This is a genomic window from Vibrio sp. Sgm 5 (assembly GCF_026241575.1).
GTDB classification, from domain to species: Bacteria; Pseudomonadota; Gammaproteobacteria; order Enterobacterales; family Vibrionaceae; genus Vibrio; species Vibrio jasicida.
Genome location: NZ_JAPHPY010000086.1, coordinates 1 through 12,969 on the forward strand (window position 1 = coordinate 1; position 12,969 = coordinate 12,969).

Below are 12,969 nucleotides of genomic sequence, written 5' to 3' on the forward strand. Positions count from 1 at the left end.
CTCCGTTACAAATCAGCAAAGTATCCAATCTGGAAAAAGAAAAATGCCAGTCAGCTTAACTGACTGGCATTACCGCAAACTGCGGCTCTTTTTTTATTTAGTATTCAGGCAAAAACTTATTCTTTACCAAAGACATTGCTTTCTTGCTCTTGCACACGGATGAGCGAAGTACGTTTGACACGACTCAGTGCTTATCCCCCCCTCTCCAAAAGCTATAACAACGTTGTTGAGAAGAACTTATCAAGTTTAGTGACGGCTTGATCAACATACTTGTTTTGATCGTAGAGGTCGAAGTGTTGCGCCCCTTTAATCTCAAAGAACTCAGCGTCAATACCAGCATCTTTACCACGTTTTACCGCCACTTCGCTAAAATACGCCGATAGCGCTTCAGTCCCAACGACAGCCAAGAAAGGAGTGTCGCCAAGTAACGCCATGTTTTCTGATGGATTATAAGCGTAGCGTGTATCTAGAGACATAGCAGCGCGCATTGGCGAATAGTTCTCGGCACCGCCACCACGCTCAGGGTTACGATAGTAATCAGCAGCACGAACCCAAAACTCATTCATTGATTTGGCTTTTTCTGCTGATGGAATGCCATCAACAAGCACGACCTCACCTGTTTCGTAATACTTTTGACGTGCCTCGCTCGCCATTTGGATCTGCTGACGATATTGCTCAACTGGGTCACCCGTAAGTTGGTCCATATACTGAGTTGCACCACCCATACCATAGTCAGTAAAGTCAACAAAACCACTCACAGTCGCAACAGAGTCTAAACGGGTATCCTGCATTGCAACTTGTAAGCTGTATCCAGCACCAGAGCAAATGCCTAACTCACCGATGCGCTGAGGGTCAACGCCTGGAAAATGACTCAAGAATGTAATGGCATTCTTAATATCTTCAACCTTCATTGGCGCATTTTCCATACCGCGAGGATAACCACCGCTTTCACCGTAAGTACGGTGGTCAAAAGCTAGGGTAATATAGCCTTTTTTGGCCATTTTCTCGGCGTAAATACCTGCGGTTTGCTCTTTAACCCCACTAGCCGGCGTAATCACTACTAGCGCTGGATAGTTTTTGCTCTCGTCATAATTGGGTGGCAAGAACACATTGCCAGCAATACGAACATTTTCACTAAGAAAAGCGACTTTATTTTTGCCATCGTGATAGTCAGCACCTAAGAAGGTTTCCGCAGCAACAGATGTTGTTGCTAAAACGGCACTCGCAACTAACGAAAGGGGGATTAATTTAGTAGTTTTCATATCTTACTCCATAGATTTCTGAGATTTGCAACGTTCCCCGCTGCAACAGATGTATGTTATGAAAACCATAAGTGTTGATATATAGCACTCAAATCAATTCACTGTTGCTATTAAACAACAATTAAAAAGATACATTTATAGAAATTGTCACAAGTATCCGTAAGTAAGGTATGACTTAATCGCTTGGAGAGATAGCTTAAAGCATGACAATTCTGGCTAGCCATAACCTGTCGCCATTTTTATTCGACTTTATGCGCCCTGGGTTGAACTAACCGGTATTCTCTCGCCAGCATCACTTCTAAACAAAAGCCAGCGTTGAATCCATCAACACTGGCTTTTGTTTAGTTAAACCGAAACGGGAATCAGTCTACAAAATACGGCAGCTGTTCTTCAGTCAGAGCACTGCCTCTCGCAAAGTCAGTATGCTCCGTTACCTTACTCACGTTCCAATTGGTTAGGTCTTGGCTGAATAAACTCGCATTAGAAAACATAGATGACATGTCAGTAACGTTAGCTGTGTTCCAATTTCCGATATCTTGATTAAACGTATATGTTCCAGTAAACATCCCCCTCATGTTGGTTACGCTTGATGTATCCCAGTCCCCTATACCTTGATTAAAGACCACTGCATAAAAAAACATATATTCCATGCTCGTCACCTTAGAGGTGTCCCAAGAACCTATATTCTGGTCAAAATGGTCAGTAAATTCGAACATATGCCTCATTGACGTAACATTCGATGTATCCCAGTTTCCTATGTCTTGATTAAATGCGAAAGCACGGTTAAACATTGAATCCATGAGTTTAACTTTCGATGTATTCCAGCGACCTATATCTTGATTGAAGTATTGGTCTTTAGCGAACAGGTCGCTCATGTCCGTCACATGGCTGGTGCAGAGTAGGATGTTGCCATCCAGAAAGTTTTGCCAGTAGTCTGAATTGCGGATTAGCGTGTCATTGACGACCACAAACAATTCGTCTTCTTGAACCATTACGGTTCCTGGTTTGTTTGATTCGCAAGTCACCGTTTCTGGTTCATTAGCAAAGGTTTGGCTACAACTTAGTAGCAAGCAGGCGGAAATAATCGAACGTAGCTTCATGATTAAGATATCCGTGTCTTATAAAACGAATCTCGATCATATAAAAAGCACTTTTGTCAGTTTCACTAATAGAGGCTTTAAATTGACTAAATCAGTAAAAATGCATTCCCTCGCCCAATAAATACCTCACAGTAATAACATAATTCATTATAAAGAGAGCGCTTTGTGAGATATTCCGATAATTGTGCTGAATATCATCAGTGTATTTTCCAACCTTTACTTAATTAACGACTATTCGCCGTATCAGTACACGTATTAGGTATTTCGTTTTCTAGAGCAAAAAAAAGAGCCGCAAACTGCGGCTCTTAATCTATCTATTTCTATTTAAGCAAAAACTTATTCTTTACCGAATACGTTGTTTTCTTGCTCTTGTACGCGGATGAACGTAGTACGCTTGGTTAACTCTTTAAGCTTAGCTGCACCTACGTAAGTACATGTTGAGCGAACACCGCCAAGGATGTCTTGGATAGTACCGTGCACGCTGCCACGGAATGGTAGAAGTACGGTTTTACCTTCAGCGGCACGGTAGCCAGCAACACCACCAGAGTGCTTGTCCATCGCGCTCTTAGAAGACATTCCATAGAATTTCATGAACTGCTTGCCGTCTTGCTCGATCACCTCGCCGCCTGACTCTTCGTGACCTGCTAGCATACCGCCTAGCATGACGAAGTCAGCGCCGCCGCCGAATGCTTTTGCAACGTCACCCGCACATGAACAACCACCGTCACCGATGATCATGCCACCAAGGCCGTGTGCAGCGTCACCACATTCGATGATTGCAGAAAGTTGAGGGTAACCAACACCTGTTTTAACACGAGTAGTACATACTGAACCTGGGCCGATACCCACTTTAACGATGTCTGCGCCCGCTAGGATTAGCTCTTCACACATATCGCCAGTCACTACGTTACCTGCAGAGATAACTTTGTCTGGGAATGCAGCACGTACACGTTGTACGTACTCGACTAGGTGCTCCGAGTAACCGTTCGCGATATCGATACAGATGAAGATAAACTCATCAGAGATCGCCATGATGTCTTTGGTTTTTTGGAAGTCTGCTTCAGACGTACCCGTAGAAACCATAACGTTGTTTAGTGTTGCTTTATCTGCTGTTTTCGCAAACTCAGCCCAGTCTTCTACTGTGTAGTGTTTGTGAACAGCAGTCATTACACCATGCTCTGCTAGCGCTTTCGCCATTGCGAAGCTACCAACCGAATCCATGTTCGCCGCAATTACAGGTACACCAGACCATTGACGGCCACTGTGCTTGAATGTAAAATCGCGGGTTAAATTTACTTGAGAACGGCTCTTAAGGGTTGAACGTTTCGGGCGAAACAGTACATCTTTGAAACCTAACTTAAGTTCTTGTTCGATACGCATTGTGTAATTCCTTGATTCATATGTATATGTGTCATCTCAGAGTGCGTAGTGAAGTCGTTGGCAGACGAGTTCACTGTTCTTCGGACACAAAAAAACCGGAGCGTTGGCAGACGCTCCGGTTTTCAGCATTATAGGTCGTGATTTATTTCCTACAAGTCTGATATTTGAATTTTTTTTGTGATACCATCTTGGAAATCGCATATCAAAAACACCCCACCACTCTCCAAAATCATAACTTTGTTAACAATATCAAACAGTTAAAACCACCCTTCATTTAATCCTTTGCGCAAACCTTTGCGTTAAACAACGGGAATTTTACCGTTCAACCTCTCATAAACGGTCGAAATCACACCAAACGATACTTATTAGTCGGTTCGTACAAGAATAATTTTCTAATTTTTTTCACGTTTCACATCACTTTTCTGCCACTTTTTTGAGTGTATCACGCACGCACTAGCTCTCTGTGACGTTTATAGCGCATCGAAGTGATTCAATAACATCACTTGCTAATAACCCAATTTCGCCTTTTTGTTGAACATTAATGTCCGCAGCGTAACTATGGAGCATCACTCCCAAACGTGCAGCAACAGCAATAGGTAACCCTTTGGCAAGCAGTGCGGCAATTACACCGGATAACACATCCCCCATACCGCCACTGGCCATTCCCGGATTTCCGGCAAGACAAATGTACATTCTCACACCATCATAGATAAGCGTACCCGCCCCTTTAAGAACAACAACACCACCATAACGTTCATGAAGTTGTCTTGCGGCGGCAAAACGGTCTTGCTCTATGCCCTTTGTAGAGACATTAAGTAAACGTGCTGCCTCTCCGGGGTGTGGCGTCATAACGCGTTGCTCATCTCGTAAAACCACCACGTCATTACGCTGATTCAGCATCGCAAGAATATTGAGTCCGTCTGCATCAACGACTTTCAGTTTGTGCTGCTGAGATAAGTATTGATAGGCTTGATGCGCCCATTTATCCTCACCGAAACCAGGACCGAAAGCCAAGACATCCGCCCAACGTGTCCGTTTAATCAGTTCGTTATCTACCTCTTTTAACTCATCAAACGTAATAGCCTGACTCATGACTTCTGGCACACCAACTTGCAATGGCAACAATGAGCTTGGATGTGTGACAGAGGCGGTTAACCCAGCCCCTGTTCTTACCGCGGCGGAGGCACATAAACGAATAGCACCGGACATCCCTTGATTGCCGCCTATACATAAGAGCTTGCCATTATTCCCTTTGTGGGCTGTGGCTTTTCTTTTTGGTAGTAGCCTTTTGATGGTTTGATGGTCAATGCCCAACGCACTTTCTTCTTCAATCGACTCGAACTCAACGTTTACACCCAAGCCAGAAAAATGCAGCTCACCAACGTAGTCTCTCGCCTGCCCTGTGCATAAGCCTTGCTTCACACCAATAAAGGTCACCGTATGATCCGCTTGTATGGCATCTCCGAGCACGGAACCTGTGTCTGCACTTAACCCCGAAGGAATATCGATTGAGATGACCGGACAATGAATTTGATTAACTTGATCAATGTAGCGACGATACTCATGCCTTACTTCACCGGAGAGCCCTGTCCCAAGCATGGCATCGATGATTACATCCGCCTCTAAAAGTGCAGTGTGCCAATCATCCCAAGAACTATTCTCGCCATCCACAGATTGCCAATCTTCAAACGCTCGCAACGCATCCCCTTTCAATGATGTGGTGTCACCTAGCTGGAAGACACGAACATTCAACTGCGCCTGTTTGGCAAGCGTAGCAAACACGTACCCATCGCCCCCGTTGTTGCCTTTACCACAAACAACCAAGACTGTTCTTGCTCTGGGGTACAAATGAAGAAATCGTTCATATACTGCCATACCTGCGCGTTGCATCAGGCTATACATAGAGACGCCCGCCATTTGAGCTGCGATGACCTCTCCTTTTCTGACTTGTTCTGCAGTGTAGAGTTTAAGAGCGAGATTAAAGTCCATTTTGATCTTCTACGTATTGGGGGAACACGATTTAAGTATACAAAAAAGCCGAGGCGAACCTCGGCTTTTACCATGCTTATTTTTTCAAGCTTACTTTTGGTCTTTCACCATCAAGGCTTCTGCGGTCGCATCTTGAATCGACAGGAACAACGAATTGATTTTCCCTGTTGGGGTACGCATTGGATTTAGCGTCACGTTTTGGTACATAAACTCGGCCTGTTGAGTGACAGGACGAACGTTGCGACATCGGAACAAATACGGACGCTGACGCCAAGTAATAAAACTGCGACAACCCAAATCGTAGACAGGTTTCGTCTTAAGCTTAAACCACTCTTGTGGGATTTCAGGGAAAATATCGAAAATAGAGCGGCCAATCGCCTCGTGTGATTGCAAACCACTGTGATGAGTCATAAATCCGTTCCACACTTGCACGTTATATTCTTTATCTATAACGACCAAGCCCATATCGACATTCTGCACCATGTCGACCATCCAATGGAATTGTTCAAATTCTGCAGGTAGATTCAGCATTAGAAGTCCTCCATCAAGTACGACAGTTTGTTATCCAGCAACGGTAATGACTCATCAACGAACATAAACAGAAGATCACAACGAATTGAAGTGCCTTCGATGTTGTAGCTCACTTCAAAGGTCATGGTACGACTGAACGCGCCCGTGGTTGATTCGATAATAGAGTCAATTGATATATGCTGGCCGAGCAAAACTGGAGGACTTTGGAAAAATCGGACTTCAGATTGCTCGCCTAAACCATTCAAGAAAGAACCAACCAGAATGTTGGAGATATCCATCAGCAGCTCGAGCTCTTCTAACTCTTCACTGTCTGCTGGCACCTTCATCAGTTTCTTAAGATCAGAAACACTGGAGTCACTCAAGAGTACGAGTGCTTCACCCGCGATCCCTTCACCACAAAAACCTTGGCACACACCAGAGACGTTGTCTTGTGATGCCAAATCACGTAAAGCCATGTGAAGCTCGCTGACTTCGAAGATGTTTACGTTCGGTAATGGAAGTTGAACAAACACATCGAAATGACGTGCTAGGGCATCCGCTGCCCGGCCAATAGAAACGTTCGCCACTTCCATATAAATATCGCGGCGACGTAAAATCGGCAGCTCAAGCGTGATAGGTGTGATCACCTGAGGGCGTTGATCGGGTTCGACAAGCTCTCTTAACGTCGCCTTAAGCTCATCTTTTCCAATTGGCTTTTGAATAAACGCTTTAGCACCAAGCGCGAATACACGCTCTTTCGCTTTTGGTTGGATATCACCAGACACAACGACGACGGGCGTCTGGATGCCAAGGCGCTTCATATTTTCTAATGTTTCAAACCCATCCATCTCTGGCATGGTCAAATCTAGAAACATCAGTTTGAATTCTTTTTGCGCGAGTTCTTCAAGCGCGTTTTTACCGTGAATGGCAAATGTCACGTCTGCATTTAATGTTGCTGGCAGTGATCTTGCCATCTGTTTGCGTGCTAACGCTGAATCATCACAGATGAGTACAGGAAAAGACATTCAACCACCTTTAAATATTCAACAATCTGCGCAGGAGTCTATCAGATTGTTCGTGCGATACAGACAAAGAGTTGTCGTTTTTTGTTTACTGGCTAAGCATACGCAATATGAATAGATGAGTGAACCTGAGAAAGCAACTATTCCTAAATTCACGGCACATTTAGTGACATAAAACATGAGTGATTAAAACTTCTACAGCCCTTGATACGCAAAGGGTTGCGCTACCTAGAGCAAAATCACTCAAACCGAAAATGAAAAAGGCACCCTATGTTAGAGTGCCCTGCCAATAGTTCATTTGTATCGCTTTGAAGTGTGCTTTCTATGGCACACCGTGACCTTTTGATGCAACCCAAACTCGGTACCACTGCTCACGAGTCAATTCAATGTCGAGCGCATTCACCGCTGCTTGTACACGCTCAATCTTACCTGAGCCAATGATTGGCATCGGTTTTGATGGTAAGCGACGAATCCAAGCGTAGATCACTTCGTCGATGCTATTTGCACCGACTTCTTCACGAATGGCTTCCAGCTCGTTACGAATACGAACGGCTTGTTCGCAATCGCCGGTAAAGATAGCGCCGCCGCCTAAGCATGACCAAGCCATTGGACGAGTACGAAGTGCTTGCATTTGGTCGAGTGTGCCATCGTGAGCAACCTCGAAGTTAAGCGGGTTAATTTCCACTTGGTTAGTCGCAAGAGGCTTACCTAAACGCGATTGCAATAGTTCGAATTGACGAGGCGAAAAGTTAGACACACCAAAGTGCTTCACTTTACCGACTTTATGTAGCTCAGTGAATGCTTCTGCGACTTCGTCTGCATCCATCAATACGTCGGGACGGTGAATCAACAGGACATCAATTTCATCCACTTTTAGTCGCTCAAGCGAATTATTCACCGATTGATAAATGTGCGCCGCACTTGTGTCGTAGTGGTTGATCTTACGCTCTGGCGTTTTATCACCACACAAGTTGATATCACACTTAGTGACGATTTGAATTTGCTGACGAACACTTTTTTCTAATGCTAGAGCTTCGCCAAACAACGCTTCACATTCGTAATTACCATAGATATCTGCGTGATCGACGGTGGTAATACCTAACTCAATATGTTGCTTTAGGAATGACAGACGCTCTTGAGTCGTCATGCCCCAATCTACTGCACGCCAATATCCTTGAACCAGTTCAGAAAACTCTGGACCGTTTGGTGCAGTCACTACTTTTGCAACCATGGGTTTTCTCCTTTTCTTAATCTGCTTTCATCCTAGTCTTGTTTTACCGTGGGCTCAACGGGTAAACTTTCGCAATTCGAACTGGAGTACGAATTATGTCTTTTGCCCAACGATTAGCGACTTTAATTGGCGAAGAGAGCATCAGTGGTTTTGCTCGACGCGTCGATGTTTCTGAGGCGATGATTCGGAAATATCTGAAAGGCAGTGAACCAAGTTTAAGCAAAGCCAACCAAATCGCGATGCGTGCAAACTGCTCTTTAGAATGGTTAGCTACAGGTTGCGGTTATCTCTATCGCCAAGCAGAAGTAGTAGATATTGCCGCTTACAAGCTGGCGTTCCAATATGTCATGAATGGAACGATCTCTCAGGTTGAAGAAGCACAACATCGCAAACTGATTGCGGGTTATCAGTACTTACGCGCACACAAAAAGTCAGATGGTTTTCTTGACGAATCGGCTATGGCGACGTTTCTTGCCCTACATAATGAATCTAAAGGCGAGTGATGGTTAACTCTAGCATCTCACCATCACTCGTTAAATTAGCCTTAACTTTTGGCAACGATGCTTCAAATTCTTGAGCCCGTAGCCAATCGAGTGTTCTAGGTGCGTCTTGAGGATATTGATTCATAAGCAATACGACGTCCCTATCTACCGATTCAGGCGATTGCTGTTGCAGTGCTTCACGTACATCATAATGCTCGTCCCCTATATCAAGCGCACTTACCACAAAACCGTCTTTTCTCAAATTCAGAATAAGATCACTCAACGTTTGCGCGTCATATGCCGCTAAAAACGATAAAGTCATGCTCTGATTTCTTAAGGTTAGCTCACCATAAAGCGCTATATTGTAATAATAAAACTCATCTAAACACATGACCGTCATTTGATTGAAGGCATCACATTCATACCATTCACCACCTTGCTTTATCACTTCTCTTACCTCTGTCAACGGCTTATCGGACAACAATGCCTGCCACCAAAAGCCGTTCGCGAATGAAACATGAGTGTGGAAAAAAACAATGAGTGAAAAGCAAGTGACAGCAGATAAGCAAAGACGTGACATGATTGAGTTTTCTGTCCTTCAGTGAGATTGAGAATCGAAGATCATTACGGTTTGAAAGAAAAATGACAAGGTCATAGGTCGAAGTTCGGCAACAAAAAAGCGGACCTTCTAGCCCGCATCAATCTTGTATAAAGCCGGAATAGCGTAATCCCTCACGCTGAGAACCATTACAAAATACAAGATATCACACCCTTTATATTAATCAACACTCCATACTGTATTTTAGACAATACAGAAATTTAGTAGCAGGCATTAAAAAGGCGCACTTTTGCGTGCGCCTCTGCCTCGTGACTCAATCGTGAGTATGCGAATCGGGAAGTCTATTGATGCATCCCGAACAAATAACGAGGAATTTCTGTAGGGTTTGAATCCATCCAAATTGTGTGTAAAACCTCACATCCCTCCTTCTGAAGCAGTCATGTTGCTTTACACTTAAAGCATGGTTCATTTTGCTCAGAAAACAAGGCGACCCAATAAAAAAATGTCGTCATATATGGGATCAATAGCACAATATTTATCAATATTTGGACAAAGGAGACTTGAACCGCTCAATAGTGGAAAGCTAAATTGCATCTTTATTGATTAGGTCTAGACTCTCGTCAGCGTATAATTTCTTTCGTCCCTTCCAACTTTATTTTCAGGAGAATCTGTTAATGACCAAACGCGAGAGAATTGTTAAATCTGTGTTAGCGCACGTACCGAAAGATGCGATTAACCAGTTTGTCTCTCGAGGGTCAACGCCAACATCATTCTCCGTTCTCGTTATGGCTGCAGTCGTTGGCACGTTAGCCGGCCTTGTTGGTACTTATTTTGAAATCGCCGTTCACTTTGTATCAGAGACTCGTACCGAGTGGCTTAAAAGTGAAATTGGCAGCGTGTTACCGCTTTGGCTTGCCGCTATTTTGATCAGTGCAACGCTCGCTTTCATTGGTTACTACCTTGTACACCGCTTTGCCCCAGAAGCCTCCGGCTCAGGCATCCCTGAGATCGAAGGCGCGATGGACAATATTCGCCCCGTGCGTTGGTGGCGAGTCATTCCCGTAAAATTCTTTGGCGGCATGGGTGCTTTAGGCTCAGGTATGGTGTTAGGCCGCGAAGGTCCTACCGTGCAGATGGGCGGTGCGGTTGGCCGTATGGTCACTGACATTTTCAGAATTAAGGATGACGATACTCGACACTCGCTTTTAGCATCCGGAGCGGCAGGCGGCTTGGCCGCAGCGTTCAACGCACCGTTGGCTGGTATTATGTTTGTGGTTGAGGAAATGCGTCCTCAATTTCGCTACTCATTAATTTCTATTCGCGCAGTGATCATCTCTGCGATCATGGCGAACATTGTTTTCCGGGCGATTAATGGCCAAGAAGCGGTGATTACCATGCCGCAGTATCAATCACCAGAGCTGCAATCATTATGGTTGTTCTTATTACTGGGTTCGCTCTTTGGCGTGTTCGGAGTGGTCTTCAATAAACTGATCACCATTGCACAAGACAGCTTTGTTGCACTTCACAAGAATGACCGTAAACGCTACTTAATCACGGGGACCATCCTCGGCGGCGTATTTGGCTTATTACTGCTTTACGTACCTCAATTAACCGGCGGCGGTATTGGGTTAATCCCTGATATCACGAATGGCAACTACTCTATCTCTATTTTAGTGATGTTGTTTGTTGGCCGTGTCATCACCACCCTACTTTGTTTTGGTTCTGGCGCGCCAGGTGGTATCTTCGCACCGATGTTGGCTTTAGGTACTTTATTCGGCTATGCGTTTGGGGCAAGTGCAGATATGTTGTTGCCGTCTCTCACTATCGAGCCGGGGGTGTTTGCTATTGCTGGTATGGGTGCGTTGTTTGCAGCAACTGTACGTGCGCCAATCACTGGTATCTTGCTCGTTATCGAGATGACTAATAACTACTATTTGATCCTACCTCTCATTATTACAAGCTTAGGTGCCGTAATTGTGGCTCAATTACTTGGCGGACAACCAATTTACAGCCAGTTACTACATCGGACGCTTAAAAATGACAAGTTACGCCAACAGGACCTACCAGAAAATCAGGGCTAACGTTACATCCCCAATTGACGGCAAGGTGCTTGGGTATAAAGGCTCCAAATAATCTTTAATATAAAGGATTCATTTGGAGTCAGTAATTTTGCGTTTTTGCAACTCTCGAACTCATTTCGCTACCAAACTCACAAAACTCCCATTCGTTGATATTTACCCAGCACATTTAAGGGTATCGATGCGTGAAACTTGATACTATCTTCGAACAGAAATAGAGCAATTCATCCAAATATCGGATAGTCCTAGGGCAACATCCATTCACTGGATTCATACAATATCAATTCGGAGGAGATTTGAACTGGAAAAGACTTGTGCAGTTTTACAGTGTTCCGCCCTCACAAGCGGCATTAGCACTGGGCATGATCGGACTTGGCCAAGCTTGGGCGCTCTATGTACCAGATATCGGTGAACCTATACGCCCTTTCCTCGCTGCACTAGGCGCGCTTCTTCTCACTCCGGTTCTATTGAAATACGCAACCAGCCCACGTTTGTTTATGGCAGACATCAAGCATCCTCTTAGCGGCAGTTTGATGGCGCCAATGAGCATGGCATTGTTGATGCTGTGCGACTATCTCGCTGCCGTCGAACCGATTATTGCTTACCCACTGTGGTTCATGGCCGTTGCGTTGCATTTTACCATGATGGTAATGTTCTTCGGTTTTCAGATAATGAACTTCAAAATGTCGAATATCGTCCCGAGTTGGTTCTTATATCCGGTGGGGTTGATCAGTTCTTCACTTGCTGGGTCTCAGTTTGGGCACAATGTCTTTTCTGAAACCTTGGCAATGATGTGCATTGGCATTTACTTCTTTATGCTGCCATTAGTGTTGTATCGCCTTGTTTTCTTTGGCTCTCTCCCCCGTAGAGCACGTCCAACCCTTGCGATCATGGCCGCACCAGTCAACTTATCTCTTGCGGCTTATTTGGTTAACTTCGGAAGTCCAGACCCTATCCTAACTGGTGCATTGGCTGGCATCGCTATTACGATGACATTGTTGATTTACTTGTGTTACTTCCGTTTATTGCGTCTTAAATTCCAACCGTCCATTGCGGCCGTGACCTTCCCTTCCGTTATTAGTGCTATTGCGATGCATCGTCTCACCACTTTTTTTGCTGAGTCTCATCCCCATTGGCATTGGTTGCACGACTTTGGATTCCTAGAGTTAAGCATTGCCACTGTGCTTGTCGTTTGGGTTTCTGCTGGTTATGTAAAAATGTACTGGCCAGAACTGGTAAGAACGCCTTCAAAACAGACATAAAAAAACGACCTCATTGCGAGGTAATGCCAGTCAGTTAAGCTGACTGGCATTTTTCTTTTTCCAGATTGGATACTTTGCTGATTTGTAACGGAGA

11 protein-coding genes are annotated in these 12,969 nt (G+C 44.6%); 3 read left to right on the forward strand and 8 right to left on the reverse strand.

The genetic code is table 11. The features are described 5' to 3' along the window. Positions 1-212 precede the first annotated feature (212 nt). From OQJ86_RS25210 to OQJ86_RS25240, 7 genes are all read right to left on the reverse strand, one after another. Positions 213-1,262 (reverse strand): alpha/beta hydrolase, encoded by a 1,050-nt coding sequence (locus OQJ86_RS25210; protein WP_265991904.1) that lies wholly within the window; start codon positions 1,260-1,262, stop codon positions 213-215. Between the two features lie 362 nt (positions 1,263-1,624). Beyond that, entirely contained in the window at positions 1,625-2,362 is a 738-nt protein-coding gene (locus tag OQJ86_RS25215; RefSeq protein WP_265991906.1) for a BspA family leucine-rich repeat surface protein, read from the reverse strand. 336 nt (positions 2,363-2,698) lie between these two features. After that, on the reverse strand, positions 2,699-3,742 hold the full coding sequence (locus tag OQJ86_RS25220) for a GMP reductase (protein WP_038868098.1): 1,044 nt from the start codon (positions 3,740-3,742) through the stop codon (positions 2,699-2,701). A 453-nt stretch (positions 3,743-4,195) separates the two neighbouring features. Further along, the gene (locus tag OQJ86_RS25225) at positions 4,196-5,731 is read right to left on the reverse strand and encodes an NAD(P)H-hydrate dehydratase (RefSeq protein ID WP_265991908.1); all 1,536 of its coding nucleotides are present in this window, start codon (positions 5,729-5,731) and stop codon (positions 4,196-4,198) included. A gap of 90 nt (positions 5,732-5,821) precedes the next feature. Continuing rightward, positions 5,822-6,262: a PAS domain-containing protein gene (locus tag OQJ86_RS25230; protein ID WP_038875327.1), complete on the reverse strand. Its 441-nt coding sequence runs from the start codon at positions 6,260-6,262 to the stop codon at positions 5,822-5,824. Beyond that, positions 6,262-7,266, reverse strand: coding sequence for a response regulator (locus OQJ86_RS25235; protein ID WP_038873114.1), 1,005 nt, complete (start codon positions 7,264-7,266; stop codon positions 6,262-6,264). Before OQJ86_RS25235 ends, OQJ86_RS25230 begins: the two co-directional genes overlap by 1 nt. Before the next feature lie 319 nt (positions 7,267-7,585). Continuing rightward, on the reverse strand, positions 7,586-8,494 hold the full coding sequence (locus tag OQJ86_RS25240; protein WP_265991911.1) for an aldo/keto reductase: 909 nt from the start codon (positions 8,492-8,494) through the stop codon (positions 7,586-7,588). Positions 8,495-8,589: 95 nt separating this feature from the next. On the opposite strand from OQJ86_RS25240, the gene OQJ86_RS25245 reads away from it, so the two are divergent. Next, positions 8,590-8,997: a helix-turn-helix domain-containing protein gene (locus OQJ86_RS25245; RefSeq protein ID WP_038873107.1), complete on the forward strand. Its 408-nt coding sequence runs from the start codon at positions 8,590-8,592 to the stop codon at positions 8,995-8,997. Here OQJ86_RS25245 and OQJ86_RS25250 read toward each other — a convergent pair. Then, positions 8,984-9,424 carry a hypothetical protein gene (locus OQJ86_RS25250; RefSeq protein ID WP_133152154.1) on the reverse strand — a complete coding sequence of 147 codons (441 nt, stop codon included), beginning with the start codon at positions 9,422-9,424 and terminating at the stop codon, positions 8,984-8,986. The two genes, OQJ86_RS25245 and OQJ86_RS25250, sit on opposite strands and share 14 nt — an antisense overlap. A 785-nt stretch (positions 9,425-10,209) precedes the next feature. On the opposite strand from OQJ86_RS25250, the gene clcA reads away from it, so the two are divergent. Next, positions 10,210-11,616 (forward strand): H(+)/Cl(-) exchange transporter ClcA, encoded by a 1,407-nt coding sequence (gene clcA / locus OQJ86_RS25255; protein WP_038875343.1) that lies wholly within the window; start codon positions 10,210-10,212, stop codon positions 11,614-11,616. Between the two features lie 311 nt (positions 11,617-11,927). Continuing rightward, positions 11,928-12,875: a TDT family transporter gene (locus tag OQJ86_RS25260; protein ID WP_042600378.1), complete on the forward strand. Its 948-nt coding sequence runs from the start codon at positions 11,928-11,930 to the stop codon at positions 12,873-12,875. The last annotated feature ends 94 nt before the right edge of the window (positions 12,876-12,969 follow it).

Excerpts from the sequence above, each read along its gene's own strand:
- OQJ86_RS25210 (WP_265991904.1), bottom strand. The coding sequence starts at position 1,262 with ATGAAAACTACTAAATTAATCCCCCTTTCGTTAGTTGCGAGTGCCGTT.
- OQJ86_RS25215 (WP_265991906.1), bottom strand. The coding sequence starts at position 2,362 with ATGAAGCTACGTTCGATTATTTCCGCCTGCTTGCTACTAAGTTGTAGC.
- OQJ86_RS25220 (WP_038868098.1), bottom strand. The coding sequence starts at position 3,742 with ATGCGTATCGAACAAGAACTTAAGTTAGGTTTCAAAGATGTACTGTTT.
- OQJ86_RS25225 (WP_265991908.1), bottom strand. The coding sequence starts at position 5,731 with ATGGACTTTAATCTCGCTCTTAAACTCTACACTGCAGAACAAGTCAGA.
- OQJ86_RS25230 (WP_038875327.1), bottom strand. The coding sequence starts at position 6,262 with ATGCTGAATCTACCTGCAGAATTTGAACAATTCCATTGGATGGTCGAC.
- OQJ86_RS25235 (WP_038873114.1), bottom strand. The coding sequence starts at position 7,266 with ATGTCTTTTCCTGTACTCATCTGTGATGATTCAGCGTTAGCACGCAAA.
- OQJ86_RS25240 (WP_265991911.1), bottom strand. The coding sequence starts at position 8,494 with ATGGTTGCAAAAGTAGTGACTGCACCAAACGGTCCAGAGTTTTCTGAA.
- OQJ86_RS25245 (WP_038873107.1), top strand. The coding sequence starts at position 8,590 with ATGTCTTTTGCCCAACGATTAGCGACTTTAATTGGCGAAGAGAGCATC.
- clcA (WP_038875343.1), top strand. The coding sequence starts at position 10,210 with ATGACCAAACGCGAGAGAATTGTTAAATCTGTGTTAGCGCACGTACCG.